27 protein-coding genes and 1 pseudogene are annotated in these 25,535 nt (G+C 66.8%); 17 read left to right on the top strand and 11 right to left on the bottom strand.

Features of this window, described 5'->3' with window-relative positions; translation table 11 throughout:
- The 5 genes and pseudogenes from A5709_RS17520 to A5709_RS17500 form a co-directional block, all read left to right on the top strand.
- Positions 1-277: pseudogene (locus A5709_RS17520) on the top strand (serine hydroxymethyltransferase); the annotation flags it as partial.
- Between the two features lie 97 nt (positions 278-374).
- Positions 375-1,202 carry an acyl-ACP desaturase gene (locus tag A5709_RS17515; protein WP_068121142.1) on the top strand — a complete coding sequence of 276 codons (828 nt, stop codon included), beginning with the start codon at positions 375-377 and terminating at the stop codon, positions 1,200-1,202.
- 217 nt (positions 1,203-1,419) lie between these two features.
- Positions 1,420-2,721 carry a PhoH family protein gene (locus tag A5709_RS17510; protein WP_068121122.1) on the top strand — a complete coding sequence of 434 codons (1,302 nt, stop codon included), beginning with the start codon at positions 1,420-1,422 and terminating at the stop codon, positions 2,719-2,721.
- A gap of 41 nt (positions 2,722-2,762) precedes the next feature.
- The gene (locus A5709_RS17505) at positions 2,763-3,638 is read left to right on the top strand and encodes a polysaccharide deacetylase family protein (RefSeq protein WP_068121119.1); all 876 of its coding nucleotides are present in this window, start codon (positions 2,763-2,765) and stop codon (positions 3,636-3,638) included.
- Positions 3,639-3,723: 85 nt separating this feature from the next.
- On the top strand, positions 3,724-5,178 hold the full coding sequence (locus A5709_RS17500; protein ID WP_197520185.1) for an adenylate/guanylate cyclase domain-containing protein: 1,455 nt from the start codon (positions 3,724-3,726) through the stop codon (positions 5,176-5,178).
- Between the two features lie 10 nt (positions 5,179-5,188).
- On the opposite strand, the gene A5709_RS17495 is transcribed toward A5709_RS17500, so the two are convergent.
- From A5709_RS17495 to glpX, 3 genes are read right to left on the bottom strand one after another with little or no spacing between them, the layout of a single operon-like run.
- A complete protein-coding gene (locus tag A5709_RS17495; RefSeq protein WP_068121116.1) occupies positions 5,189-6,145 on the bottom strand; it encodes a hypothetical protein in 957 nt (318 codons plus the stop codon).
- 15 nt (positions 6,146-6,160) lie between these two features.
- Positions 6,161-7,573, bottom strand: a complete 1,413-nt coding sequence (locus tag A5709_RS17490) for a class II fumarate hydratase (protein WP_067949720.1) — start codon at positions 7,571-7,573, stop codon at positions 6,161-6,163.
- A gap of 38 nt (positions 7,574-7,611) precedes the next feature.
- Positions 7,612-8,664 (bottom strand): class II fructose-bisphosphatase, encoded by a 1,053-nt coding sequence (gene glpX / locus A5709_RS17485; RefSeq protein ID WP_067949725.1) that lies wholly within the window; start codon positions 8,662-8,664, stop codon positions 7,612-7,614.
- A gap of 55 nt (positions 8,665-8,719) precedes the next feature.
- Between glpX and A5709_RS17480 the strand changes: the two genes are divergently transcribed.
- Genes A5709_RS17480 through A5709_RS17470 form a run of 3 tightly spaced genes read left to right on the top strand, consistent with a single transcriptional unit; the run spans position 8,720 to position 11,798 of the window.
- Positions 8,720-9,418, top strand: a complete 699-nt coding sequence (locus A5709_RS17480) for a DUF4245 domain-containing protein (RefSeq protein WP_068121113.1) — start codon at positions 8,720-8,722, stop codon at positions 9,416-9,418.
- Positions 9,419-9,431: 13 nt separating this feature from the next.
- Positions 9,432-10,229, top strand: a complete 798-nt coding sequence (locus A5709_RS17475; RefSeq protein WP_067949729.1) for a dienelactone hydrolase family protein — start codon at positions 9,432-9,434, stop codon at positions 10,227-10,229.
- A 15-nt stretch (positions 10,230-10,244) separates the two neighbouring features.
- Positions 10,245-11,798, top strand: coding sequence for a carboxylesterase/lipase family protein (locus A5709_RS17470; protein WP_068121110.1), 1,554 nt, complete (start codon positions 10,245-10,247; stop codon positions 11,796-11,798).
- 16 nt (positions 11,799-11,814) lie between these two features.
- On the opposite strand, the gene A5709_RS17465 is transcribed toward A5709_RS17470, so the two are convergent.
- From A5709_RS17465 to A5709_RS17445, 5 genes are all read right to left on the bottom strand, one after another.
- Positions 11,815-12,177: a VOC family protein gene (locus A5709_RS17465; RefSeq protein WP_068121107.1), complete on the bottom strand. Its 363-nt coding sequence runs from the start codon at positions 12,175-12,177 to the stop codon at positions 11,815-11,817.
- A 54-nt stretch (positions 12,178-12,231) separates the two neighbouring features.
- Positions 12,232-13,332 carry an NAD-dependent epimerase/dehydratase family protein gene (locus A5709_RS17460; protein ID WP_067949735.1) on the bottom strand — a complete coding sequence of 367 codons (1,101 nt, stop codon included), beginning with the start codon at positions 13,330-13,332 and terminating at the stop codon, positions 12,232-12,234.
- A gap of 61 nt (positions 13,333-13,393) precedes the next feature.
- Entirely contained in the window at positions 13,394-13,630 is a 237-nt protein-coding gene (locus A5709_RS17455; RefSeq protein ID WP_068121104.1) for an exodeoxyribonuclease VII small subunit, read from the bottom strand.
- Complete coding sequence (gene xseA, locus A5709_RS17450) at positions 13,620-14,870, bottom strand: exodeoxyribonuclease VII large subunit (RefSeq protein WP_082974138.1); 1,251 nt, start codon at positions 14,868-14,870, stop codon at positions 13,620-13,622. Before xseA ends, A5709_RS17455 begins: the two co-directional genes overlap by 11 nt.
- On the bottom strand, positions 14,867-15,448 hold the full coding sequence (locus A5709_RS17445; RefSeq protein WP_067949739.1) for a lipid droplet-associated protein: 582 nt from the start codon (positions 15,446-15,448) through the stop codon (positions 14,867-14,869). Before A5709_RS17445 ends, xseA begins: the two co-directional genes overlap by 4 nt.
- A gap of 89 nt (positions 15,449-15,537) precedes the next feature.
- Here A5709_RS17445 and A5709_RS17440 point away from each other — a divergent pair, with 89 nt between their 5' ends.
- On the top strand, positions 15,538-16,536 hold the full coding sequence (locus A5709_RS17440; protein WP_067210529.1) for a 4-hydroxy-3-methylbut-2-enyl diphosphate reductase: 999 nt from the start codon (positions 15,538-15,540) through the stop codon (positions 16,534-16,536).
- 22 nt (positions 16,537-16,558) lie between these two features.
- Here the strand turns inward: A5709_RS17440 and A5709_RS17435 are convergent, their stop codons facing one another.
- Positions 16,559-17,713: a DUF6542 domain-containing protein gene (locus tag A5709_RS17435; RefSeq protein ID WP_197520184.1), complete on the bottom strand. Its 1,155-nt coding sequence runs from the start codon at positions 17,711-17,713 to the stop codon at positions 16,559-16,561.
- Positions 17,714-17,844: 131 nt separating this feature from the next.
- Here A5709_RS17435 and ychF point away from each other — a divergent pair, with 131 nt between their 5' ends.
- The 3 genes from ychF to A5709_RS17420 all read left to right on the top strand — a co-directional run bounded on the left by ychF (position 17,845) and on the right by A5709_RS17420 (position 20,211).
- Positions 17,845-18,918 (top strand): redox-regulated ATPase YchF, encoded by a 1,074-nt coding sequence (gene ychF, locus A5709_RS17430; protein ID WP_068007058.1) that lies wholly within the window; start codon positions 17,845-17,847, stop codon positions 18,916-18,918.
- Between the two features lie 39 nt (positions 18,919-18,957).
- A complete protein-coding gene (locus A5709_RS17425; protein WP_068121100.1) occupies positions 18,958-19,533 on the top strand; it encodes a dihydrofolate reductase family protein in 576 nt (191 codons plus the stop codon).
- Positions 19,534-19,656: 123 nt separating this feature from the next.
- Positions 19,657-20,211 carry a VOC family protein gene (locus tag A5709_RS17420; RefSeq protein ID WP_067949746.1) on the top strand — a complete coding sequence of 185 codons (555 nt, stop codon included), beginning with the start codon at positions 19,657-19,659 and terminating at the stop codon, positions 20,209-20,211.
- 170 nt (positions 20,212-20,381) lie between these two features.
- Here A5709_RS17420 and A5709_RS17415 read toward each other — a convergent pair whose 3' ends face one another.
- Both A5709_RS17415 and A5709_RS17410 read right to left on the bottom strand, forming a co-directional pair.
- Positions 20,382-21,035: a TetR/AcrR family transcriptional regulator gene (locus tag A5709_RS17415; protein WP_068121097.1), complete on the bottom strand. Its 654-nt coding sequence runs from the start codon at positions 21,033-21,035 to the stop codon at positions 20,382-20,384.
- Positions 21,036-21,103: 68 nt separating this feature from the next.
- The gene (locus A5709_RS17410) at positions 21,104-22,039 is read right to left on the bottom strand and encodes a metal-dependent hydrolase (protein WP_068007153.1); all 936 of its coding nucleotides are present in this window, start codon (positions 22,037-22,039) and stop codon (positions 21,104-21,106) included.
- 152 nt (positions 22,040-22,191) lie between these two features.
- Here A5709_RS17410 and A5709_RS17405 point away from each other — a divergent pair, with 152 nt between their 5' ends.
- The 5 genes from A5709_RS17405 to A5709_RS17390 all read left to right on the top strand — a co-directional run bounded on the left by A5709_RS17405 (position 22,192) and on the right by A5709_RS17390 (position 25,437).
- Positions 22,192-23,208 carry a hypothetical protein gene (locus A5709_RS17405; protein WP_068007068.1) on the top strand — a complete coding sequence of 339 codons (1,017 nt, stop codon included), beginning with the start codon at positions 22,192-22,194 and terminating at the stop codon, positions 23,206-23,208.
- Positions 23,209-23,270: 62 nt separating this feature from the next.
- Entirely contained in the window at positions 23,271-23,654 is a 384-nt protein-coding gene (locus A5709_RS27615; RefSeq protein ID WP_197520183.1) for a hypothetical protein, read from the top strand.
- A 107-nt stretch (positions 23,655-23,761) separates the two neighbouring features.
- Positions 23,762-24,160: a VOC family protein gene (locus A5709_RS17400; protein WP_067949800.1), complete on the top strand. Its 399-nt coding sequence runs from the start codon at positions 23,762-23,764 to the stop codon at positions 24,158-24,160.
- Positions 24,161-24,245: 85 nt separating this feature from the next.
- On the top strand, positions 24,246-24,902 hold the full coding sequence (locus tag A5709_RS17395) for a DUF998 domain-containing protein (protein ID WP_068121094.1): 657 nt from the start codon (positions 24,246-24,248) through the stop codon (positions 24,900-24,902).
- 175 nt (positions 24,903-25,077) lie between these two features.
- Positions 25,078-25,437, top strand: coding sequence for a hypothetical protein (locus A5709_RS17390; protein WP_068121089.1), 360 nt, complete (start codon positions 25,078-25,080; stop codon positions 25,435-25,437).
- Positions 25,438-25,535 lie beyond the last annotated feature (98 nt).

Below are 25,535 nucleotides of genomic sequence, written 5' to 3'. Positions count from 1 at the left end.
CCTGCTCCACGAGATCGGCATCACGGTCAACCGCAACGCGGTCCCCAACGACCCGCGGCCGCCGATGGTGACGTCGGGCCTTCGGGTGGGCACGCCGGCGCTGGCGACCCGCGGCTTCGGGGATGCGGAGTTCACCGAGGTTGCCGACGTCATCGCCACCGCGCTTGCGGCGGGCAGCGGGGCGGATCTGTCCGCGCTGCGGCAGCGCGTGACGCGCCTGGCCAGGGATTTCCCGCTGTACGACGGCCTCGAGGACTGGACGCTGGTCGACCGCTAGACGCGGCGTAAGGGCCGGCAAAGGACCAAAGTCACCAGTTGTCGCGACACGGGCCGGGTGATTTCACGAACCTGTGTACGCGAGTTACAGTAACCGCATGGCACAGAAACCTGTCGCTAACGCGCTGACCCTGGAACTCGAGCCGGTGTGCGAAGCCAACATGGACCGCCACCTGAACACCGAGGAACTCTGGTTCGCTCACGACTACGTGCCGTTCGACCGGGGCGAGAACTTCGCGTTCCTCGGCGGACGTGACTGGGAGCCGTCCGACGCGACGCTGCCCCGGGAGTTCACGGACGCGTGCGAAATCCTGCTGCTGCTCAAGGACAACCTGGCCGGTCATCACCGCGAGCTCGTCGAGCACTTCATCCTCGAAGACTGGTGGGGCCGCTGGTTGGGCCGGTGGACCGCGGAGGAGCACCTGCACGCCATCGCGCTGCGCGAGTACCTGGTGGTCACCCGCGAGGTCGACCCGACCGCCAACGAGGAGGCGCGGGTCCAGTACGTGATGAAGGGCTACCGCGCCGACACCTACACGCAGGTCGAGACCCTGGTGTACATGGCGCTCACCGAGCGCACCCACGCCGTCTTCTGCGAGAACCTGGCGGCCAAGCTCGAGGAGCCCATCCTGGCCGGGCTCATCGACCGCATCGCGCGCGACGAGCGGCGACACGAACTCTTCTTCTCCAACCTGATCGAGCACTGCCTCTCCTACACCCGCGACGAGACCATCGCGGCCATCGCGGCCCGAGCGGCCGATCTGCAGGTGCCCGGCGCCGACATCGACTCCTATCGGGAGAAGCTGCGCAACGTTGCGGCCGCGGGCATCTTCGACCAACAGCAGCTGCGGCAGGCGATCTCGGATCGCATCACCGCATGGGGTGTGGCCGACGAGCCCGCCCTCAAGCAATTCGTCATCGCCTAGCCGATCTTCGCGCGCGGCGCCCGTCGTCGGCGCGCCTGCGCTGCTGCAAAGCGGCGACGAGAGTAGCGTCGATCTCGATGGTCAGCGTCATGCTCAGCTGCCAGGGCGGCACCTCCCGTCACCACAACGGAAGGACCGGCCCCGGTCCTGGTGTCGCAGTTCCCGCCGACATGCCTGTGCGGGTCCGCGCGGGCTCATCCCGCTCGAGGAGCGCTACGTGACCGAAATCCGGACCTACGTGATCGACACCTCCGTGCTGCTGTCCGACCCCTGGGCGTGCAGCCGGTTCGCCGAGCACGAGGTGGTGGTCCCACTGGTGGTGATCAGTGAACTCGAGGCCAAACGGCATCACCACGAGCTGGGTTGGTTTGCCCGTCAGGCGTTGCGCCTGTTCGACGACCTCCGGCTCCTGCACGGCCGGCTCGATCAGCCCATTCCCGTTGGGACACAAGGCGGTACGCTTCACGTAGAGCTCAACCACACCGACCCCGCGGTGCTGCCCGCCGGTTTCCGCAGCGACAACAACGACTGCCGTATTTTGAGCTGCGCCGCCAACCTTGCCGCCGAAGGCAAGCGAGTGACGTTGGTCAGCAAGGACATTCCGCTTCGCGTCAAGGCCGCCGCCGTGGGGCTGGCCGCCGACGAGTACCACGCGCAAGACGTGGTGGCCTCCGGATGGTCGGGGATGCGCGAGATCGAGACCGCAACCGAAGACATTGACGCGCTGTTCGCCGAGGGTGAGATCGATCTGACCGAGGCGCGAGACCTCCCCTGCCACACCGGCATTCGGCTGCTCGGCGGCAGCTCGCACGCGCTGGGCCGGGTCAACGCGGACAAATGCGTGCAACTGGTGCGCGGTGACCGCGAGGCGTTCGGCCTGCGCGGCCGGTCCGCCGAACAGCGGGTGGCACTCGACCTGCTGCTCGACGAGTCGGTGGGCATCGTCTCGCTGGGCGGCAAAGCCGGCACCGGTAAGTCGGCGCTGGCGCTGTGCGCGGGCCTGGAGGCCGTGCTGGAACGGCGCACCCAGCGCAAGGTGGTGGTGTTCCGCCCGCTGTACGCCGTGGGCGGCCAGGAGCTGGGCTACCTGCCCGGCAGCGAGAGCGAGAAGATGGGCCCCTGGGCGCAGGCGGTCTTCGACACCCTCGAGGGACTGGCGAGCCCGGCCGTGTTGGAAGAGGTGCTCTCCCGGGGCATGCTCGAGGTGCTGCCGCTGACCCACATTCGCGGCCGGTCGCTGCACGACTCGTTCGTCATCGTCGACGAGGCCCAGTCGCTGGAACGCAACGTCTTGCTGACGGTGCTGTCCAGGCTGGGAGCCGGGTCGCGGGTGGTGCTGACGCACGATATCGCCCAGCGCGACAACCTGCGGGTCGGCCGGCACGACGGGGTCGCTGCGGTGATCGAGAAGCTCAAAGGCCACCCCCTGTTCGCCCACATCACGCTGTTGCGCAGCGAGCGATCGCCGATTGCCGCGCTGGTCACCGAGATGCTCGAGGAGATCGCCGGGCCGCAGTGACGGCGCATCTCGCCTGGCCACGCGTTCGATAAACTTCGACGGTGCCGAAAAGACCCGACAGCCAGGCCTGGCGCTATTGGCGCACGGTTGTCGGTGTCGTCGCAGCGGTCGCGGTGCTGGTGATCGGGGGGCTGACCGGTCACGTGACGCGCGCCGACAACCTCAGTTGCTCGGTGGTCAAGTGTGTCGCGCTGACGTTCGACGACGGACCCAGCCCATTCGATGGCCGCCTGCTGCAGATCCTGAAGGACAACGGCGCGAAGGCCACGTTCTTCGAGATCGGCAACAAGGTGGCCGCGAACCCTGCGGGGGCCAAGCAGGTCGCCGACGCCGGGATGGAGATCGGCAACCACACCTGGGAACACCCCAACATGGTGACGATCCCACCCGAAGACATCGCCGCCCAGTTCTCCAAGGCCAACGACGCGATCGCCGCCGCCACCGGTCGGACCCCCAACCTGTATCGACCGGCCGGCGGGCTGTCCAACGACGCCGTGCGCCAGACGGCGGGCCGTCTCGGGCTGGCCGAAATCCTCTGGGACGTCATTCCTTTCGACTGGGCGAACGACTCGAACACCGCGGCGACGCGGTACATGCTGATGACGTATATCAAGCCGGGTTCGGTGGTGTTGTTCCATGACACCTACTCGAGCACCGTCGACCTGGTGTACCAATTCATTCCGGTGCTCAAGGCCAACGGCTACCGGATGGTGACGGTCAGCGAACTGCTGGGCCCGCGGGCTCCGGGGAGTAGCTACGGCGGCCGTGAGAACGGGCCGCCGGCGAACGAACTCCACGACATCCCGCCTGGTGACATCCCGCCGCTGCCGAGTACGTCCTCGCCCAAGCCGATGCCCAACTTCCCGATCACCGACATCCCGGGCCAGAACTCGGGCGGCCCGAACAACGGTGCCTAGCACCAGCCGGTGGGCCCGCGCGGCCGCCCGGCTCCGTAATCGCCGGCCGCACGGGTCGGCGGGGCAACCAAAGTCCGCCCGCCGGTTGGCGATTGAATACGGGGCCGACCTCGCCCTGTCCTACTTCCTGGCCGTCATCGAAGCGGCCGCCATCTTGATCCCATTGCGGGGCCACACTTCGGTCGGGGCCAACGCCGACTTCGCGCGGGCCAACACCGCCGCGGTGGTCGTGCTCGTTCTGTTGGGCATCGTCGGCGTCGCGGCCGCCGCGATCCTGAGCGCGGCCCCGACGCTGCGCTGGTACGCGGCCGGCGCCGAACCCGACCAGAAGCAGCGTGAGGCCGCGATGAAGCTGCCCGGCCGCCAGTCGGCGATCCTGTTCGGGGCCTGGGGCGTCACCGGCGGAATCTTCATGTTGCTCAACCTGGGCGGCGGGGCGCAGCTGCTGCTGCCCATCGCGCTCGGTGTGCTGCTCGGCGGACCGGCCGCCGCCGGCACCGCGATGCTGCTGGCGCAGCGCGTCCTGCGCCCCATCATGCGCGCCGCCACGCTGGGCTGCGAGCCGCGGATGGCCGTGCCAGGCGTGTACGCGCGACTGGTCCTGCTGTGGTTTCTGTGCAGCGCCTTCCCCATCGGGGTGATCGCAACCCTGGTCGTCCTTCGCTCTTATGGGTGGCTCATCGAGAAGTCCGCATCGCTGGATGTGCCGATCCTGGTGGTGTCCCTGGCGGCGCTGGTGCTCGGATTTCCGACCATGATCTTGACGTCGCGATCCATTTCCGATCCACTCGGCGAGGTGGTCGACGCGATGGCGGAGGTCGAACACGGCCGTATCGGGACCTACGTCGGTGCGTATGAGCGCTCGCAAATCGGGCGTCTGCAAACGGGTTTCAATCGCATGGTGGCCGGGCTGGCCGAGCGCGACCGGTTGCGCGACCTGTTCGGGCGCCACGTCGGAGCGGACGTCGCCCAACGCGCCATCGACGAGGGCGCATCGCTGTCCGGGGACGTGGTCGAGGCGGCGGTCCTCTACATCGACCTGGTGGGCTCGACGCAACTGGCGGAAAGCCGTCCCCCGCAAGAGGTTGCCGAAATCCTCAACGATTTCTTCCGCATCGTCGTCAACGCCGTCGATGAACACCACGGGCTGATCAACAAATTCGCCGGGGACGCCGCGCTGGCCGTCTTCGGGGCGCCGTTGCCGACCCGCGAGCCGGCGTCGGCCGCCCTGGCGACCGCCCGCGCCCTGGGCACCCAACTGCGCCGGCTACCGGTCGATTTCGGCATCGGCGTCTCGGCGGGCCGTGTCTTCGCCGGCAACATCGGCGCCGAAAACCGGTACGAATACACGGTGATCGGCGACGCGGTCAACGAGGCCGCGCGGCTGGCGGACCTCGCCAAGACCGCCGACCGGCGGATCCTGTGTGCCGCGGCGGCCATCGAGCGGGCGGACGAAACCGAGGCGGCGCATTGGGCCGAGTGCTATTCCACCGTTCTGCGGGGGCGATCCGAAGCCACCCACGTCTCGGCGCCGGCCTAGGCGGGCCGCGTCAGGACTTCGCGACCTTCAGCGCCGCGATGATCCGGCCGATGATGTCCGCGGAAGCACTGTCACCGATGGGTGTGCTGCCGACGAACATGGTGACCGGCTTGGTGTCGACGGCGATGACGGTGACGGAGTCGCCTTTGACGTTGCGGGTGCGGTCCGCGATCGTGACGTCGGCGTCGGCGCGGGCGGCCTTGGTCCCGTCGACGGTGATCGACGACGACTTCACCGGACCGAGCGTGGGCTGCGCGTTCGCATAGCCGGGCCCGTTGGCGATGCACTGCAACAACTTCGACGCCTGGGCGGTGACGTCCATGCTGGAGACGAAGTTGCTGACACCGACCTCCGCCGTCATCATCCACTGGCTGGCCCCGGGCACTTCCTGGGCGACGCCCACGGCGCCGATCAGGTTCGGGTTCTGGTCGTCGGAGAACACCGTCCAGTTGGGCGGCACCGAGCTGGCGGGGAACGAGAGCTTGCCGGCGGCGATCGAGTCGGTTCGCGGTACCTCGCCTCCGGACACGTTCGGGGTGCAATCGGTGGCGGTCTGCTGACCCTTGGGTTGGCTGGTGGTGCTGGTGGTCGACGACGGCCCGGCGGCCGGGGACCGGCCGTGGCTGCCGCCGCGCATCACAACCAGGGTCGCCACGAGCGCGATGACGGCCAGGATGACGAGGCCACCGACGATGAGCCAGGGCAGCTTCGAGCCGGGGCCGCCCGGCGGGGGCCCGGGCGGGTACGGCCCGGGCGGGAACTGCTGTCCCGGTTGCGGATACCCCTGGGGCGGATACTGATACGGGCCGGTGGGCGGGTACGGTGGCGGGCCGCCCTGGGGCGGGCCGCCCTGGGGCGGGCCGCCCTGGGGCTGGCCGCCCTGGGGCTGGCCGCCCCAATAGGGCTGCTGCCCATACGGATTTCCGTAAGGGCCCTGGCCGTAGGGGCCGCCGGGAGGAGCCGTCATCGCTGCACCACCCGCCTATTTCGCCGGCTTGACCTTGGCCATCGCCAAGACATCCAGGCGGCGGTCCAGTTCTTCTTCGGAGAGCTTCTCGCCGATCAGGCCGCGGTCGATCACGGTCTGGCGAATCGTCTTGCGCTCCTTGAGGGCCTGCTTGGCCACCGCGGCGGCCTCCTCGTAGCCGATCGCCGAGTTCAACGGTGTCACGATCGACGGCGACGACTCGGCGAGCTCCCGCAGGTGATCGACGTTGGCGACCAGGCCGGTGATGCACCGGTCCGCGAACAGCCTCGACACGTTGGTCAGCAGCTTGAACGACTCGAGGATGTTGCGGGCCATCATCGGGATGTAGACGTTGAGCTCGAAGGCACCGGACAAGCCACCGACGGCCACCGCGGCGTCATTGCCGATCACCTGGGCGGCCACCTGCGTAACCGCTTCCGGCAGAACGGGATTGACCTTGCCCGGCATGATCGAGCTGCCCGGCTGCAGGTCCGGCAGCTGGATTTCGGCCAGGCCGGTCAGCGGGCCCGATCCCATCCAGCGGATGTCGTTGGCGATTTTGGTCAGCGACACCGCGATGGTGCGCAGCGCGCCGGAGGCCTCGACCAGACCGTCGCGCGCCGCTTGAGCCTCGAAAGAGTTGGCGGCCGTGCGGAGTTCGTTCAGGCCGGTGGAGGCGATCAGCGTCTCGACCACCCTCGCGCCGAAGCCGTCGGGAGCGTTGAGCCCGGTCCCCACCGCGGTGCCGCCGATCGCCAGCTCGCCCAGCCGCGGGAGCGTCGCGCGCACCCGCTCGATCCCGGCCTCGATCTGACGGGCGTACCCGCTGAATTCCTGGCCGAGGGTCACCGGAACGGCGTCCATCAGGTGGGTGCGGCCCGACTTGACCACCGTCTGCCACTCGCGGGCCTTGCTCTGCAGCGCTTCGTGCAACACCTCGAGCGCCGGGATCAGGTGGCGCACCGCCGCCTCGGTCGCCGCGATGTGGGTGGCGGTCGGGAAGGTGTCGTTCGACGACTGCGACATGTTCACGTCGTCGTTGGGGTGCACTGTGACACCGGCCTTGGCGGCGATGCTTGCGATCACCTCGTTGGTGTTCATGTTGGAGCTGGTGCCCGACCCGGTCTGGAAGACGTCGATGGGGAACTGGTCGTCGTGTTGGCCGTCGGCGATTTCGGCGGCCGCGGCGATGATGGCGTCCGCCTTCTCCGGTGCCAGCAACCCGAGGTCCTTGTTGACCTGCGCGCAGGCGCCCTTCAGTAGGCCCAGGGCGCGGATCTGGGTGCGCTCCAGGCCCCGGCCCGAGATGGGAAAGTTCTCCACGGCGCGCTGGGTTTGCGCGCGCCACAACGCCTTTGCGGGTACCCGCACCTCGCCCATGGTGTCGTGTTCGATGCGGTATTCGGTATCGGTGGCACTGTCGGCCATAGGTAGCAGTCCTTGTCTTTAAGGGCGTGGTTCCGGGTCTAGGGCAGGGGATAGGCGGCAGTGCTGTCGCCGGTGAAGTCGATCGCGGAGTATTCGTTGAGCTTCGAAAGCCGGTGATAGGCCTCGATCATGCGGACAGTTCCCGACTTCGACCGCATCACGATCGACTGGGTGGTGCAGCCGCCGGGGTAGTACTGCACGCCCTTGAGCAGGTCGCCGTTGGTGACCCCGGTGGCGCAGAAGAACACGTTCTCGCCGGACACCAGGTCCTCGGTGGTCAGCACCCGGTCGACGTCGTGGCCGGCGTCGATCGCCTTCTGGCGTTCCTCGTCGTCCTTGGGCGCCAGCTGCGCCTGGATCGCCCCGCCCATGCAGCGGATGGCGGCGGCGGCGATGATGCCCTCCGGGGTGCCGCCGATCCCGGCCAGCATGTCGGTGCCCGACAGGTACCGGCAGGCCGAGATCGCGCCGGCGACGTCGCCGTCGGTGATCAGCCGGATGCGGGCACCGGTCGCGCGGACGTCCTCGATCAGCTGGGCGTGCCGGGGCCGGTCCAGGATGCAGACCGTCATGTCGCGCACCGACAGGCTCTTCGCCTTCGCGACGGCCTTGATGTTCTCGGAGATCGGCGCGGTGATGTCCAGCACGTGGGCGGCCTCGGGCCCGACGGCGATCTTGTTCATGTAGAACACCGCCGACGGGTCGAACATCGCCCCACGTTCGGCCACCGCCAGGACCGAGATGGCGTTGGGCATGCCCTTGCTCATCAGCGTGGTGCCGTCGATCGGGTCGACGGCGAAGTCGCACTCCGGGCCGTCGCCGTTGCCGACCTCCTCGCCGTTGTAGAGCATCGGCGCGTTGTCCTTCTCGCCCTCGCCGATGACCACCACGCCGCGCATCGACACCGAGTTGACCAGCTCGCGCATCGCGTCGACGGCCGCGCCGTCGCCGCCCTCCTTGTCGCCGCGGCCCACCCAGCGTCCGGCGGCCATGGCGCCGGCCTCGGTCACCCGGACCAGTTCCAGGGCCAGGTTGCGGTCCGGCGCCTCACCACGTGGCCGTCCAGATGGGCGGTCGCCCTTAACTGTCATGGTTGGAGATTGTCCCAGAAGCGGATCGGTCTGCTGGAACTGGGATACTCGGGGGATGACCGAAGAGTCGCCGCTGAATGCCAGCTCGGAGGCCCAGGTGGCCGGCGAGCCGGCCCCGGCGGCCGGACCGGCTGCCAGGCCGGCCAAACCGCGGTTGCTGCAGGACGGCCGTGACATGTTCTGGTCACTGATGCCGCTGGTCATCGGGTGCATCCTGCTGGCCGGTCTGGTGGGCATGTGCTCGTTTCAGCCCGGCAGCCACCAGGGCGCGGTCCCGTCCTACGACGCGCCGGCGGCGTTGCGGGCCGACGCCGCGACGCTCGGCTTTCCCATTCGGCTGCCCAAGTTGCCCACCGGCTGGCAGGCCAACTCCGGCAGCCGCGGCGGCATCCAGGGCGGCCGCACCGATCCCTCGACCGGTCAACGGCTGAACGCGGCGACCTCGGTCGTCGGCTATATCAGCCCGACTGGGATGTATCTGAGCCTCACCCAGAGCAACGCCGACGAGGACAAGCTGGTGGGCTCGATCCATTCGTCGGCGTATCCGGCCGGAACGGTCGACGTCGCCGGGACCAACTGGGTGGTCTACAACGGCTCCGGCCAGAGCGGGGCGGACGCCGAGCCGGTGTGGACCACCCGGCTCACCGGCCCGACCGGGGCCACTCAAATCGCGATAACCGGTGCCGGCAACACCGATCAATTCCGTACGCTGGCCTCGGCAACGCAATCGCAGCCGCCGTTACCCGCGCGCTGAAGGAAGGCCGAGCGTGACCGCACCCCAAGCAGATCTGTCCGGATGGTCGGTGGCACCGTTCAGCGCAGGCGGCTACACCCATGACGTCTACCGCAAGGGCAGCGGCCCGGGGGTGGTGCTGATTCCCGAGATACCCGGGATCCATCCCGGTGTGCTGGCCCTGGGCAATCACCTGGTGGACAACGGCTTCACCGTCGTCATGCCGTCGCTGTTCGGTGAGCCGGGCAAACCCAAGACGGTCGGCTACATCGCCTCCTCGATCAGCCGGGCTTGTGTGGCAAAAGAATTCGCGGCCTTCGCGACGAACAAGCAGCGGCCGGTGTCGATGTTCCTGCGCGCGCTGGCCCGTGACCTCAACGCGTCGACCCCGGGCAAGGGGGTCGGCGTGATCGGCCAATGCTTCACCGGCGGTTTCGCGCTGGCCGCCGCGGTCGACGACGCCGTCCTGGCCCCGGTGCTTTCGCAGCCGTCGGTGCCGCTGCCGCTGGGGCGCGCGCGGCGGCGCGATCCCGGCCTGAGCGAATCAGAACTGGCCGCCGTGGCCGATCGCTGCGCCAACGACGGCCTGTGCGCGATGGGTCTGCGGTTCAGCGAGGACAGCGCCGTGCCGCGCGAACGGTTCGCGGTGCTCAAGGAGCGGCTCGGTGACGCGTTCGAGGTCATCGAGATCGACTCGGGGCCGGGGAATGTGGGCGGTTTCAGCAAGCTGGCACACTCCGTGTTGACCGACGAGGTCCGCGAAGTCGACGGCCAGCCGGCGTACGAGGCCCGCAAGCGGGTAGTCGAGTTCCTCACCCAGCGCCTCGGTTAGGAAAGCGCCGCACGCATGACGACTACGACCAGTGACCGGGTGGTCGAGACCACCTTCGGCCCCGTCCGCGGCGCCGACTCGTCCTCGCCGCGAGGCCGCGTCAGCACCTGGAAGGGCATCCGGTACGCCGCCCCGCCCGTCGGCGCCCTGCGCTTCCGGGCGCCGCAGCCGCCCGAGCGGTGGACCGAGGTCGCCGACGCCACCCGCTACGGGCCGGCCTGCCCGCAGCCGGTCTTCCCCAACATGCCGCTCGACCTGGGCGCACCGCAGGGCGAAGACTGCCTGCGGCTTAACGTCTGGGCGCCGTCCGGCACGCAGCCGGGCGACGGGAAGCCCGTGATGGTGTGGCTGCACGGGGGCGCCTACGTCCTGGGATCGGGCAGTCAGGCGCTGTACGACGGGCGGCGGCTGGCCGGCGACGGCGAAGTCATGGTGGTCACGGTCAACTACCGGGTGGGAGCCCTCGGCTTCATGGACCTGTCGTCGTTCAGCAGTACGCGGCGGCGGTTCGACTCCAACGTCGGGCTGCGTGACGTGCTGGCCGCACTGGGCTGGGTGCGTGACAACATCGCGGCGTTCGGCGGCGATCCCGGCAACGTCACGCTGTTCGGCGAATCCGCCGGCGCGGGGATCGTGACGACCCTGCTCGCCGTCCCGTCGGCCGAGGGGCTGTTCGCCCGGGCGATCGCCCAGAGTTCACCGGCCACATCGGTATACGACCGGCGCAGGGCTGAGCGCGTCGCCGAGACCGTCCTCGACAGGCTCGACGTCGACGCGCACCGGTTGCCCGACGTGCCCACCGCGGTGCTGCTCGCCGCGTCCCAAGAGGTCTTCGACGAAGTGCCGGTGCGTAATCCGGGCCTCCTGGCGTTCGTCCCGATCATCGATGGCGAGCTGCTGGACGACTACCCCGTCAAGCGTGTGCAGGAGGGCCGCTCGCTTCCGGTCCCCTTGATCATCGGGACCAACAAGCACGAGGCGGCGCTCTTCCGGTTGATGCGTTCGCGGCTGATGCCGATCACGCCTCGCGCGATCACGTCGATGTTCGACCAGATCGCCGCCGAACAACCGGACCTGCAATTGCCGACCGACGAGCAGATCGGATTGACGTATTCGCGATTGCGGCGCAGGGCAAGGAGTTTGAGCATCGCAACCGACGTCGGGTTCCGGATGCCCTCGGTCTGGCTGGCCGAGGGCCATAGCAGGGTGGCGCCGGTGTACCTGTACCGGTTCGATTATGCGACCCCACTGCTGAAGCTGCTGTTGGTCAATGCCGCCCACGCCACCGAATTGCCTTACGTTTGGGGCAATCTCGGGGCGCCGAAGGATCCCACGCTGAAACTGGGTGGCAGAAAGACGGCCAAGGTGGTCTCCAAGCGAATGCGCACCCGGTGGACCAACTTCGCTGCGCAGTCAAAGCCGGCGGGCCCGGCCGGCGAGCCGGACTGGCGGCCCTACGGGGAGGCCGATCGCGCCTGCCTGATCATCGACAAGCGTGACATAGTCGCTGACGATGTCGATGCGAAGATCCGCGCCGCCTGGGGCAGCGAGATGGTGGGTTTCCGCTAGCCTCGCCAAGGCCTCGTTACAGCGGCTCCGAGAGCATGAACCGGTGCCCGTCGGGCGATCGCAGACCCATCTCGCGCCGGCCCCACGGTTCGATCGTCGGGGGCTTGAGAATGTCCGCTCCTTCGGCGAGAGCGCGCCTGTAGTACTCGTCGATTCCGGAAACGGTCAAATACGCGATGTAGCTGTGGTCCCCGAGGTCGGACGCCGGCAACGACTCCGGACAGCGGCCGAGCCGAAACGTCACCGACCCGGCCGAGCAGAACGCCCAGTTGCCCGGGTCGGGCTCCGTCACCGTGCAATCCAGGATTCGGGTGAACCACCCCGCCGCGCGGTCAAGGTCGTGCACCGCGAGGACGGGATCGGCGCAGAGGAGCGTCATGGTTCCAGTCTGTCGCATTGGTTTGCCGGTGCTGACACAATGGGAATCGCGGTGCTACCCAGCCGTCTTAGCCTGCTGCGCCTGGCTTTTCATCCGATTGAACATCTCGACGTAATAGGGCAGGCATTCCGCCATCGCCTGTTCGGTGGTGAACAGGGGTTCATAGCCCAAATCGCGGCGCGCCTTGGCGATCGAGAAGTAGTTGTCCAGATAAAGCCGCTCGACGGCCAGCGGCTCGAGCAGCGGCGCCGGTATGCCGAAGCGGAAATGCAGCCGCTGCCAACCGGTCATCGCCACGCGGACCATCGGGCCATTGACCCGCATCCGGGGCCAGTTCACGCCGCAGGCCTCGACCACCGGCCGCGCGAACTCGAACATGTTGATCGGTTCGTCGTCGTTGATGAAGTACGCCTGACCCGGTGCCGTGCCCCCGGGGACGAGGTGCTGGGCGGCCAGGATGAACCCGTGAATCAGGTTGTGCACGTACGAGTTATCCAGTCGAGCGGACTTGCGGCCGATCAGCACTTTGACGTGGCCGGCGATCACGCTTTCGAACAGCCTGCGGAACATCGTCTGATCACCGCGGCCCCAGATCCCGCTGGGCCGAATTGCACAGGTCAGCATGTCGCCAATGCCGTTCTGCGACAGCACGAACCGCTCGGCGACGACCTTCGTCTCGGTATACAGATCGTTGAACCGGTTGGTGTAGGGCAGCGTCTCGTCCCCGCCGGGGATGTTCTGGCCACCCATCACGACGCTGTTGGACGACGTGTAGACGAATCGCTTCACCCCGGCCGCCTGCCCGGCGTGCACCAGGTTCTCGGTGCCGCCGACGTTGACCCCGAAGCTGCGCTGCCGGTATGCGTCGGTCACCGACGCGCCACCCATCAAATCGATGATCGCCGCGGTGTGAAAGACGGTGTCGATGCCGTCCACCGCTTGGGCGCAGATCGCTGTGTCGGTGATGTCGCCCTCGAGCACCTCCAGTTGCGGGTGCTGCGCAAGCGGCGACGGCGCCCGGTCGAACGAGCGCACTTGGTGGCCGCGCTCCAGCAGCGTGGTGACCAGGTTGGCCCCGACGAACCCGGAGCCGCCGGTGACGAGGACGCGGCCGAGTTCGGTGGTCAGTGATGCATCAGCCATGGGCCGCAGCATAACTGAAACGTGTTCCAATTTCGAAAGTGGTCATAGTTTGTGTACCGCAAAAGGGCCGAAATCAGGCGTCATCCGCCTGGCCGGCCGCGAGCGCATCCTCGATCCGCTTGCGAGCGCCAGCTAAGTGTTCTTCACACCGTTTTGCGAGTTCCTCGCCCCTTTCCCACAATTTCAGCGACGCGTCGAGGTCCAGGCCTCCCTGCTCCAGCAGGCGGACGACTTCGATCAGTTCGTCCCGGCACGCTTCATAGCCGAGCTTACTAATAGGCGTAATTGACTGTTCGCCTTCACCGGCCATCGGTCTGCCCTTCGCTCACCGCGGCTATCGCGCCGTCGGCCACCCGCACCCGCAGCCGGCTGCCGGCGGGCGCGTCGGCGGTCGACCGCAGCACCACTGGGGGCCCGGAGTCCGGCACCGCCTGTACCACGGCATAGCCGCGGGCCAGCGTGGCCGCCGGGCCCAGAGTCGCCAGCCGCGCGCTCAGATGGCCGATGCGCTCCGCCTCCGCGGCGGCCAGGCGGGTGACGTCGCGGCGGATCGCCGACCGTGCGCGATGAATCTCGTCGGCGCGCGCCGTCAGGACCGTCAGCGGTTCGGCGAGCACCGGTCGGCTGCGGACCTGGGCCAGCGCCCGCTGTTCGCGAGCCACCCAGTTGCGCAGCGCCTGCGCGCTGCGCCGGCGCAGATCATCGATCAGGCGCTGCTCGGCGGCGGTGTCGGGTACGACCTTCTTCGCCGCGTCGGTCGGGGTGGCGGCGCGCAGGTCGGCGACCAGGTCGCACAGCGGATTGTCGGGTTCGTGACCGACCGCGCTGATGACCGGGGTGCGGCAGGCCGCGATGGCGCGGCACAGTGTCTCGTCGGAGAACGGCAACAGGTCCTCGACGCTACCGCCGCCGCGGGCCACCACGATGACGTCGACCTCGACGTGGCGGTCGAGTTCGTATAGCGCCTCGACGATCTGGGCCACCGCGTTGGGTCCCTGGACTGCGGTGTTGCGCACGGCGAAACGCGCCCCGGGCCAGCGGCCGGTGGCCACCGTCGTCACGTCGCGTTCGGCGGCGCTGGCCCGGCCGGTGATCAGGCCGATCATGTTGGGCAGGAAGGGGATTGGTCGCTTGAGCCGGGGGTCGAAGAGTCCTTCGGCGTCCAGCAGCCGGCGCAGCCGATCGATCCGCGCCAGCAGCTCACCCACACCTACGGCGCGAATCTCGCTGAGCCGCAACGAGAACGTGCCCCGACCGGTGTAGAACGACGGCTTGCCGCACACCACCACCTGCGTGCCCTCGGTCAGTTTCACCGGCGCGTTGGCCACCAGGTCGCGTGAACACGTCACGGTCAGCGACATGTCGGCGGCCGGATCGCGCAACACCATGAACACCGTCTTGGAGTCGGGCCGCGCGCTGATCTGGGCGAGCTGGCCTTCGACCCATACCGTGCCGAGCTTGTCGATCCAGCTGGCGACCCGAATTGCCACCGCGCGCACCGGAAATGGGTTCTCGGCGGAGTTCGGTTCGGATTGTGCGGGCGGGGTCACTTCGCGTTCGCGCGGGTGATCCTGTTGGCGAGCAGCGTCTGGAAAGGCGCGCGGGCCTTGGTGGCCTGCTCGTATGCCAGCAGGGCTTCGAGTTCGTCGACGCTCAGCGATTGCAGACGGGCACGCAGTTGCGCCAGCGTCAGTGCCGCGTAGTCCAACTCGGTCACCACCGACGGTTGCGCAACCGCCGGCGCGTCCGAAGATTTCCTGCCCTGCTTCAAGGGGGCGGCATCGGACGCGGCGTCGGCGAGCGAGTACAACGCGAACCGCCCCTCGGTTCGGCGGTCCCCCTCGCCGATACCCTCCTCGGCAGGTGCTTCGAACGCTTCGGGCAGGTCCTCATCGAAGGTTGCCCATTCGGGCTGCTCGTCTTTTGGCGGGAAGATGTTCTCCAGGGTGCTGTCACCCTTGATCGCCAGCTCGGCGAGGTTCTGCTGAAATCGCATCACAAGGTGCGCCGCCTGACTGGCTAATGTCATGGGGTACATCAGGATGGTTTTCGGCAGCTTCATGGTCTCCTCGACGGCGACTGTCGCCGCGCCGACCAATAGCCGAACTCCATACGGTGCAGTAGCCATGGGTCCAAGATTGCCTTAAGCGACGGCTAACTCCAAGCCCGCCGGCGCGAGCTGGCAAGCCCGTGTCCGCAGAACGTACCCTGGGTGTCATGCCGCCGACTGTCGACATGGGAATTCCCGGCGCGTCCAGCTCGGTAGCCAGCGATCCAGCCCGTAAGCGAGTGCTTCTGGCCGAGCCGCGTGGTTACTGCGCGGGCGTGGATAGAGCCGTCGAGACGGTCGAGCGCGCGCTGGAAAAGCACGGCGCGCCGGTGTACGTGCGTCACGAGATCGTGCACAACCGGCACGTGGTCACCACCCTGGAAAAGGCCGGTGCGGTGTTCGTCGAGGAGACCGACGAGGTCCCCGAGGGTTCCATCGTCGTGTTCTCCGCGCACGGCGTCGCGCCCACGGTGCACGCCGCGGCCGCCGCACGCAACTTGCACACCATCGACGCCACCTGCCCGCTGGTGACAAAGGTGCACAACGAGGCCAGGCGGTTCGCCCGCAACGACTACGACATCCTGCTGATCGGCCACGAGGGCCACGAGGAGGTCATCGGGACCGCCGGCGAGGCGCCCGACCATGTGCAGCTCGTCGACGGGGTCGCCGCCGTGGACAACGTGACAGTCCGGGACGAGAACAAGCTGGTCTGGCTGTCGCAGACCACGCTGTCGGTCGACGAGACCATGGAGATCGTCGACCGGCTGCGCCAGCGGTTCCCGAAGTTGCAGGATCCGCCCAGCGACGACATCTGTTACGCGACGCAGAACCGGCAGGTCGCCGTCAAGGCGATGGCCCCGGAGTGCCAGCTGGTGATCGTCGTCGGTTCACGGAACTCCTCGAACTCGGTGCGGCTCGTCGAGGTGGCGCTGGGCGGCGGCGCCGCGGCCGCCCACCTGGTCGACTGGGCCGACGATATCCAGCCCGCATGGCTGGAAGGGGTGACCACCGTCGGCGTGACCTCCGGTGCGTCCGTCCCCGAGGTCTTGGTGCGAGGTGTGCTGGAGCGGCTCGCCGATTACGGCTACGACGTGGTGCAACCGGTCACCACGGCACAGGAAACCCTGGTGTTCGCGCTGCCGCGCGAGATCCGGTCACTGCTCTGACACGTCGGGCGCCGGTTGGCGCTCAGCCGTCGTATTCCCATTCCGTCGGGGGTCGCTGAGGCCGGCCGTATGCCCGTGAGCGGTTCCGCCGCTCGGCCTCCTCTGGTGCGCCCGCCCCCCGGTAGCGCACCTGCGAGATGGGGTGATGCGTCCCGTTGCCGTTCGGCGCGGGGCGGCGTCGCCTCGGCTCGTAGGCGGAGTCGTAGCTGTCGTAGCGGCCGAAACGCTCCCCGGGCGGGTCAAACGGGTCCCCGTACCGATCCGAGCCTTCGAAACGCGACCTCGGCTGGTCGTAGGGCCGTTCGTAGGGGCTACGGCGGCCGCGCGGCTCCCGACGGCCTTCCCGAGGCGATTGGCCGCGCGCGTCCGGATCGGCATCCGGCCTGGGGCGGCGCCGTGACCGGCGGGGCGGTTCAGCGGCGCCGTAGTCCCGGGCGCTCGTTGAGCCTCTCCGAGTCGAGCGCCGCTCGCTCGGATCGCCCGTGTCGTCCAGCGGTTCCCGCGGACGCCGCGACCGGCTTCGGGCGGAGCGAGTGGCGGTCCGATCATTGCGCGCCGTGCGGCGGGCCTGCGCGGCCGAGCTGCCCCCGCGGGTGCGCCGCGCCTTGGCCGGGGCCGCCTCGTCGGCATCGTCCTCGTCGGATTCCGGGCGCACGATCGCGCGGAGTTTGGCGACAATCCCGCCGACGACGGACTTGACGTCGGTGGACTCCGCGTCGTCGGAGCTCTTCGTCGTCGCGGTCGCCCCGTGCGACATCCCGAAGTACCACCTGGCCAACCCGATCAGCAGCACCACGCCGGCGGTTCCCAGCATCAGCGGGAAGCGCTCGATGAGCGGATAGCCGCAATTGATCAACAGATCTTTGAGATGGCCGACCTTGGCGTCGTGGAACAACCAATAAGCGCCGGGCACCGCGCAGAAAAGTATCAACGGGGGCTGGATCATCGCGGTGAAAAGCCCGTCTTGGCGCACCGCCAGCACCGCCGCCAGACAGCCGGCTATATAGAAGCCGGCGAAGACGTGCGTCAGCTCCTTGTGGCCGGCGTCGATTCCGTAGCCGATCGCGGTGGCGGTAACGGCGAGGAGCAGGGCGGCGTACCACGGCACACCTGGGATATCTGGGTGGATCGAGCGGTGGGAGGCCTCCACCGTCGACTTTGCCCGCTGTCCTGACACATGTAGACCGTACCGGGAAAGGGCGGAAAGCCCCGTAAATACCTCGTAGGGATCCCGGGCGTGCCATGACGATCGTGCACGAACGGTCCACAGCGGCCGGTGCCGCAGCCGACCCCTAGACTTGGGTCCCTGTGAGCCTGAGCCTGGGAATCGTGGGTCTGCCCAACGTCGGCAAGTCGACCCTGTTCAACGCGCTGACCCGCAACGACGTACTGGCGGCCAACTATCCGTTCGCGACGATCGAACCGAACGAAGGCGTCGTTCCGCTGCCGGATCCGCGCCTGGACAAGCTGGCCGAGCTGTTCGCATCCCAGCGCACCGTGCCGGCGCCGGTGACGTTCGTCGACATCGCCGGCCTGGTGAAGGGCGCGTCCGAGGGTGCCGGGCTCGGCAACAAGTTCCTGGCTCACATCCGCGAATGCGACGCCATCTGCCAGGTGGTGCGGGTGTTCTCCGATGACGATGTGACCCATGTGGCCGGTGAGGTGGATCCCCGATCGGACATCGAGGTGGTCGAGACGGAGTTGATCCTGGCCGACCTGCAGACGCTGGAACGTGCTCTGCCGCGCTTGGAGAAGGAGGCCCGCACCAATAAGGAGCGCAGGCCGGTGTACGAGGCGGCGGCCGCGGCACAGGAGACGCTCAACGGCGGGAAGACGTTGTTTGGTGCGGGGGTGGATGCGTCCTTGCTGCGGGAGCTGAACCTATTGACCACCAAGCCGTTTCTGTATGTCTTCAACGCCGACGAGGCGGTGCTGACCGACGCGGCGCGGATCGCCGAGCTGCGTGAGCTGGTCGCGCCCGCCGACGCGGTGTTCCTGGACGCGGCCATCGAAGCGGAGCTGAACGAGCTCGACGACGAGTCGGCCGCCGAACTGCTGGAGTCGATCGGGCAGAGCGAACGCGGGCTCGACGCGCTGGCCCGCGCCGGTTTCCACACCCTCAAGTTGCAGACATTTTTGACGGCCGGCCCAAAAGAGGCGCGCGCGTGGGTGATTCACCAAGGCGACACCGCACCGAAGGCCGCCGGGGTGATCCACACCGATTTCGAAAAGGGCTTCATCAAGGCCGAGATCGTGTCCTATGACGACCTGATCGCCGCCGGTTCGATGGCCGCTGCCAAGGCCGCGGGCAAGGTCCGGATGGAAGGCAAGGACTACGTGATGGCCGACGGCGACGTGGTGGAGTTCCGCTTCAACGTCTAGGGCTCGATGAATTCTGCCGATCGCGGAGGTCTACATACCATGGGAACCCTCTGTTACACCGCGACCATGTCTCTCGACGGCTACGTTGCCGACGGCAGCGGCGACTTCCAGTGGTCGGCCCCAAGCGATCCGGTGTTTACCGCGCATGTCGACCGCATGGCTGAGGTGTCGACCGAAGTGTTAGGGCGGAAGACTTTCGCGCTGATGCAGTACTGGGAGACCGATCCCGAGGACGAAGAATGGGCCTCGGCGGAGCGGGAGTTCGCCCAGCGCTGGCGAGGCATCCACAAAGTGGTGGTTTCGTCGACGCTGACGCACGAGATCGAATCGGACCGTGTCCGTTTGGTACCCGACCTGCGCTTGGACGAATTGAAGCAGATCGTCGCGCAGGCCGAGGGCGTAGTCGAGATCTTCGGGCCCACCACCGCGGCCGCCGCGATCCGAGCTGGCCTGATCGATGAGTTCCAGTTCTTCGTAGTGCCGAAGATGGTGGGCGCAGGTCTACGTGCCCTACCTGACGGCATGTGCCATGATCTGAGTCTCGCCGGGCACCGCCTTTTCGACGACGGCACCGCTCACCTGCGCTACCTGTCTGGCCGCGACGTTGCTCGGTGACTGAATGCGGCGGAGTTCGGCTTCAACATCGGACGTGGTGGCGCGCCGGCAGATTAGAAGGGGCTTCATTGTGAGGGTGGCGGCGCACTAGATTGCGCAGTAAAGCGGTGTTGAGGGGGCGCGATGCGGTGGCGGGGTGTGTGTCATGTCGAGTTCGCGGTGCTGGACTACGACGACTCGGTCGCGTTCTATGACGCATTGTTCGGCTGGCTTGGATACAGCAGCTTCTCATCGCTGAACATGGAGTACCAGTCGATCTATTACATGACGCGTAATGCCCACCCGCACAGCTACATCGGCATTCAGCCTGCCCGTACCGGCGGGAAGCTGACGCACCGGGATCAGGCGGTCGGGATCAACCACATTGCGTTGTGGGCACGCAGTAGGGCAGAGGTCGACCGTTTTCATCGGGAATTCCTGATCGGTCGAGATGTCCCGGTCACGGACGAGCCGAAGGAGTACCCACAATACTGGCCCGGCTACTATGCCGTGTTTTTCGACGACCCGATAAACGGCATCCACTGGGAATTGGCTTGGATGCCGAAAGTCCCTACACCGCGCCAAATTTGGTCGTTCTATCGCGCAATTCGTGCCTTCGCGGGAAGTCGGCCAGACTTGGCCAACACCGTGCCGGGCGTTGTCTCCCAGGCGCGGAGAACCCTGCCCAGCCGGCGGTGACGCGGTGGAGATCCGCTTACCAACCCAGGTGGCGTCAACGTGCCAGAACAGCTTGATGGCACCGAAACGACCGTGGCGTTGTCACTCCGCAGTTACGATGCGACAGTCGTGTAACGCGTGTCTTGCGTTCCGTCTAGGACAAATAAGGCGAATGGGGTGCCGCCAGGATGTCACGGCTGCCGAATCGGAGCGGCGCCATACGTCAGTGCATCCACTACTTGAGCCAGGCGCCGATAGATGATCGCGGGGCCGAGCCAGCGGGCAATGAACCTGCGCAACTCGATACCGTCTCGATGCGGCTGGCCTGGGTCGACAAGGATCGAATGCAAAGTGCGTAGGCCCATTTCGGCGAGCTCGTCGAGCGCGGCTTCGTCGAATCCGTGCATGTCCCAGTCAACGTCGAGACGATGCAGCATTGAGCGGGAGAACGCCCGAGCTGTGTCGGAGGTCAGGGACACCGTATGACCTTCTGGCGCTCCGCTTCTCAACAGGCGTTCGATTTGGCGTTCTCCGGCAAGGCTTTCGACGGCGAATGCGACACCTTCGACGAGCGCCGCGGCGGGTTCGGTGAGTCCGCTGATATGCTCGGCGAGCTGGTCGAGGAAACCGTGGGCCGAGCGCATCGCGCTGGCGATCATGAGAGCCTCGGTTCCCGGGAAATAGCGATAGACCGTCTGCCGGGTGACGCCCAAGGTGCGCGCCACGTCGGTGAGCCGCATCGAGAATCCTTGTTCGGCGATGATCTCGTCGGCCACGTCGAGGATCCTGTCGATGGCCTCTTCGTCACTCGCTGGGGCGTTGCCCGCCCATCCGTGGCTACGCATGGTTGAACTCTAGGGCAGCGTGGTGGCCGCGCGAGCGCTGGATGCGTTGGGGCGAAATGTGTTAACGATCATCGACCGTCCAAGCCAGTTACGGCCCCGACGGAGTACCAACGCGCCGCGCTCTTCGGTTCCTCCGCGTACCGCTGGATCCATCTGGTGGCGAATTCGGGAATGATCTCGTGTTCAGGAGTGTGGCGCGGACCCTGTGAGCGGATCAGACCGGCGATCATGGCGAGGACTTCCCTTTTGGGCACACCCGCGTAGGTCGACTGACCCGGTCGAGTAAGCGCATGCGCGGCCCCCAGTGCGGCCCGAACTGCCTTCGCGGAGAGCCCATTTGGTAATAGTTGGCCCAGATCGCCGCCGTCCTCCTTCGGCACATGCTTCTGAAAGCCGCTGGAGATGATCCCCAGGATCTCATTCATATGCCTGAGCACGCCGACTATCGTCTTTGCGCGATACAGATAGCTGTCGTGCACGGCGTTGTAGACGATGAGCGCGGAACTGCGATGCTCGATTTCTTCGACAAAGTGCCAGAGGAACAGCGACGCTACTCGCTCGTCCCCGGCCCGAAACAGCTTGTCCTCGTGGTCGAGGAAGACTTTGAAGTAGGGCGTGAACGTGGCTTCGACAACTGCGGGATAAGCGAGACGCCAGGCGAGCGGCTTGGTGGCGGTGAGGCAGTCGTAGGAGGCCACGACGTCGGCCATCGTTTCCTGCAAGCCGGGCCAACGTCGGATCAGCGCACGGATATGGCTTTGGTGAGCGGCTGAGTGCTGTGCCTCCTGACGCAAGTAAGACTCTGCCTCCTCCGCCGTGGCCGGGTCCCGCATCAGCGGTATGGCTTCCCGCGTCGCGTCGACGATGAGTTTCTCGAAGCCGGGCGCGAAGAACGAAATGGCATTGCACTGCATTGCAAACGCGGGGCGCTCCGGCTGCCAGTTGAACGGGACATCGGCGCTCGCGAAGTCGAAGCGAACGCGCCTCACCTGTAGCTCCGTCATGGCGTCGACGTTAGCGGCCAAGATCGCCAGTGACAAGACAATGATGCATAGATGTATGGCGTTATGCTGGGACGACGCCGGTCAGCCTTGACGGCCAGGCCCTAGAACCATACGTTATACACAAAACGTCTAGTCAGATGGCAGGTGTCCAGATGAACCTGATCGTGTTCAACAGCCCCGCCGGTCTTCCCTGGCAGACGAATCTGTGCGACATCATGCTGCTGACCATGTTCCTGGCGGCAGTGGCGTACAGCGTCGTCCAGTTCCGCCGCGGAAGGCGCGTCTACTGCGCATTGCTGGCGGCAGCGGCAATCTACGGGCTCGTGCTGGAACTGGTCGGGATGGCCACACTCAACATGTACAAGCAGGGCGACTTCATGTTGATGATCAACTGGCCTGCCTTCCCGTTGTGGCACGGCACCACGATGATGCCCGCGTACGTTGTGATCTTTTACCCGGTCTTTCTGTTCACCGGTTTCAAGGTCGTCGAGGCGATCGGGACCGAAAAGCGTTGGCAGGGAGCCGTCACCGGTGGGCTATTCATGATTGCGCTTGACGCCCCCTACATCATTGAGGGCAACCTGCGCCACGTCGTGTGGTGGACCTGGAATCCAAACTTTGAGTACTTCCAGTTCTGGGTCGGCTGGCCCCTGCTCGATCTCTGTTGGCAGGGCATCTGGGACGCCGTCTTCATTTACATCATGCTTTGGGCCGCACCCCGAATCGACGGCTTGGCCGGTAGCGGTATCGCACGATGGTCGAATGCGAAGGCAATGGGCGCTTTTCCACCGCTCGCAGCCCTGATGGTCCTGGTGACCGGGCCCATCCTGATGTCACCGGTCACCGTCGTCACCGCGCTCGGCGGACGTCAGTGGCCTGTGGTCGTGATGCTCGTGGTCGGCTACTGCGCGGTCACTGTGACCGCACTGCGCTCTGCCAAAGCTAATCCGTCATTCGAACCGTTCACCCTCGGTCTGGTCGTCCTATACGTGGCAAGCCTTGGGGCGATGGTGATCGCCAACGTGGTCTACGAACGCGGTCTTACCCGGTACATCCTGGTTCAGGCCGTGGGCCTGATCGTGGTGAGCGGTCTTGCATCGTTCCCTTGGATTGCCACCCGCGGAGGCTCCCGTGAACTGGCCGGGCAGGCAGTTCAAGCCGTGGCCTGATGCGTCAAAAACCTTGACCTCGCCGTCTAGCGGACGGGTCTCAAGTCGACCATGCTTGACAGATGGCGAATGTCGAGCGGGCGGAACCGTTGGTCCGGCGGTCTACGAGGATCGTGGCGGGTTGTGCGTTGGTGCTGTCGGCTTTAGGGATGGCGGGTGGCGTGGCCCAGGCCGTCCCGGCCCCGACCTCGCATTGGTGCCCGGGCAATCCGTGGGACCCGAGCTGGGGCAAGGTCTACGACTGGGACTGGAACCACTGCCACGACTGGCAAGGTCCGGCGGGCCAGAGTTTCCCGGCCGGTGCGGGCCCCTGGGGTCCACCGCCGGTGTGGGCGCCCCCGGCGCCACCCCAACCGGCATCGGCACCGGGGGCTCAGCTGATGTGGAATCCGACTGGCCCGGGCAATTGGGGGTTCTGGAACAACGGAATCTGGACGCCCGCCTGAGGGAACGCGCTGTAGTTCGCCCTTTGAGGCGGGCATGTTGTCGGTATGGCTCCTTAGCATGCCCTCGTCGCACTAACGTGCACCGCCACGGCCGCCAGGAGGGCTCCATGAAGTTCGTTTCCACCCGCATCATCACCGCCGACGTCAAGCGTCTCGTCGATTTCTACGAGACGGTCACCGAGAGCCCCGCCGTGTGGGGCAACGAGCTTTTCGCCGAAATCCCGACGCCGGTTGGCACGCTGGCGATCGGCAGCGACAAGACCGTTCCGCTGTTTGCGGCTGGATCGGCCGAGCCGGCCGCCAACCGCAGCGCGATCGTGGAGTTCATGGTCGACGACGTCGACGCGGAATATGAGCGGCTCCATGAGCGCGTCGGGGAGGTGGTGACAACGCCAACCACGATGCCGTGGGGTAACCGCGCGCTGCTTCTGCGCGATCCCGACGGGAATCTTGTCAACCTGTTCACCCCGATTACGGACGAGGCCCGTGCCAAGTTCGGAATATGACTGGTGTGCAACGAACTTCGGCTGGCTGCGTCTCGGTGGAGCTGTAGAGGCGCGGTCTAACTCAACGGTTAAGTAGGCTGGACTGGTGTCAGTTGGCGGCCGCTTACCACGCGCGCGTTCTGTTCAGCTCCTCTGTGGCGCCCTCGCCGGGCCGCTCTTCGTGACTGCTTTCACCGCGATCGGAGCCGCGCGTCGGGGCTACGACTGGCGGCGCTACCCGGTCAGTTCGCTTGCGGTCGGTCGTCAAGGCTGGGATCAGCGCATCAATTTCATCCTTGCCGGACTTCTATATTCATGTGCGGCTGCGGGTCTCGCACGTTGCGATCGGCGGCGCATTGGACCGCGTGCCGTTCCGGCGGTCGTCGCTGGAGCGGGCATTGGGTTGATCGGCTCGGGAGTCTTCGTCACCGATTATGTTGGTGATCGTCTCGGCGAGCTCTCCGCCCCGACCCGGCGCACTCGTGCGGGGCGGATGCACGACCTCTGCGGGATCCCGGTCTTTGCGGGCATCCCGGTTGCCGGCCTGGCCAGCGCGGCCACCGCCGTGCGTACCGGGGACTACCGTTGGGCCTGCTACTCGGCAGGATCGAGCACGGTGATGGCGGGGACCCTGCTCCTGTTGGGTGCCGCTATCAAGGGTCGATTCGGCCTCAGCGGCAAAAGCGGTATCTTCCAACGTATCTCGATCATTGTCGGGCTCGGATGGCTGAGCTCCGTGTCGCTCCGCGGCCTTGGTGAATGACGAACCTCCGCCGGGCGTCCACCGATTTGGCGGCGGGCCGATGGATTGGCTCGTTGCCGGCTGCGAAATCTCGGCTACTTGGTACGAATTAGTCGGAGACATGCACGGCGGGGTCGGCGCCCACGGGTATCCAGGCACTCATGCGTGGTGGGCGGCGCGGCGTTAAGATCTCGTCGTGGTCGGTGAGGACTGCCCTGAGACTCCTGAGGAGTTGGAACGCCGGGCCGAGGCGCTCGACGAGCGCGAGCGGGAACTCGCGGACCGCGATGCCGAGGTCGGACGGCGCGAGTGGATGGCCGACAGACGAGATCGGCTCGCCGACCGGCGGGACCAAATCGCTGACGAGCGCGAAGAATTAGCGGACGAACGGGAGCGCCGCGCGGACGAACGCGAGGGCACGTCCGAACAGCGTGAGCGCGACCGGATCCGGCGCGTGGGCGAACAATCGAAGCGCACCGAAGCGACGGCTCGACGCGAGCAGGCGGACATCGACCGCGAGATAGCGGACACCGAGCGCGGGTCCGAAAGCCGCTGATCGTCCGCGCAGACGTTTGCTGGTAGGCGCATCTGCCGGGGCGTCCGATTTGCTGAAAGTGCGGCGAAGGCCATTGTCCGGTTTGCGAATGACGTGCG

It is taken from the genome of Mycobacterium sp. E1386, assembly GCF_001672745.1.
GTDB lineage: Bacteria > Actinomycetota > Actinomycetes > Mycobacteriales > Mycobacteriaceae > Mycobacterium.
Note: the sequence above shows the minus strand (reverse complement) of the source record. Positions and strands in the feature narration are given on the sequence as shown.

What these genes read in the sequence shown, in the direction of transcription:
- A5709_RS17515 (WP_068121142.1), top strand. Translation starts at nt 375, where the DNA reads ATGGCACAGAAACCTGTCGCTAACGCGCTGACCCTGGAACTCGAGCCG.
- A5709_RS17465 (WP_068121107.1), bottom strand. Translation starts at nt 12,177, where the DNA reads ATGACGCTCCTCTGCGCCGATCCCGTCCTCGCGGTGCACGACCTTGAC.
- A5709_RS17415 (WP_068121097.1), bottom strand. Translation starts at nt 21,035, where the DNA reads ATGCGTAGCCACGGATGGGCGGGCAACGCCCCAGCGAGTGACGAAGAG.
- A5709_RS17405 (WP_068007068.1), top strand. Translation starts at nt 22,192, where the DNA reads ATGAACCTGATCGTGTTCAACAGCCCCGCCGGTCTTCCCTGGCAGACG.
- A5709_RS17410 (WP_068007153.1), bottom strand. Translation starts at nt 22,039, where the DNA reads ATGACGGAGCTACAGGTGAGGCGCGTTCGCTTCGACTTCGCGAGCGCC.
- A5709_RS17425 (WP_068121100.1), top strand. Translation starts at nt 18,958, where the DNA reads ATGGGAACCCTCTGTTACACCGCGACCATGTCTCTCGACGGCTACGTT.
- A5709_RS17455 (WP_068121104.1), bottom strand. Translation starts at nt 13,630, where the DNA reads ATGGCCGGTGAAGGCGAACAGTCAATTACGCCTATTAGTAAGCTCGGC.
- A5709_RS17420 (WP_067949746.1), top strand. Translation starts at nt 19,657, where the DNA reads ATGCGGTGGCGGGGTGTGTGTCATGTCGAGTTCGCGGTGCTGGACTAC.
- A5709_RS17470 (WP_068121110.1), top strand. Translation starts at nt 10,245, where the DNA reads ATGACGACTACGACCAGTGACCGGGTGGTCGAGACCACCTTCGGCCCC.
- A5709_RS27615 (WP_197520183.1), top strand. Translation starts at nt 23,271, where the DNA reads ATGGCGAATGTCGAGCGGGCGGAACCGTTGGTCCGGCGGTCTACGAGG.
- A5709_RS17460 (WP_067949735.1), bottom strand. Translation starts at nt 13,332, where the DNA reads ATGCTGCGGCCCATGGCTGATGCATCACTGACCACCGAACTCGGCCGC.
- A5709_RS17480 (WP_068121113.1), top strand. Translation starts at nt 8,720, where the DNA reads ATGACCGAAGAGTCGCCGCTGAATGCCAGCTCGGAGGCCCAGGTGGCC.
- A5709_RS17495 (WP_068121116.1), bottom strand. Translation starts at nt 6,145, where the DNA reads ATGACGGCTCCTCCCGGCGGCCCCTACGGCCAGGGCCCTTACGGAAAT.
- A5709_RS17440 (WP_067210529.1), top strand. Translation starts at nt 15,538, where the DNA reads ATGCCGCCGACTGTCGACATGGGAATTCCCGGCGCGTCCAGCTCGGTA.
- glpX (WP_067949725.1), bottom strand. Translation starts at nt 8,664, where the DNA reads ATGACAGTTAAGGGCGACCGCCCATCTGGACGGCCACGTGGTGAGGCG.
- A5709_RS17490 (WP_067949720.1), bottom strand. Translation starts at nt 7,573, where the DNA reads ATGGCCGACAGTGCCACCGATACCGAATACCGCATCGAACACGACACC.
- A5709_RS17400 (WP_067949800.1), top strand. Translation starts at nt 23,762, where the DNA reads ATGAAGTTCGTTTCCACCCGCATCATCACCGCCGACGTCAAGCGTCTC.
- A5709_RS17445 (WP_067949739.1), bottom strand. Translation starts at nt 15,448, where the DNA reads ATGGCTACTGCACCGTATGGAGTTCGGCTATTGGTCGGCGCGGCGACA.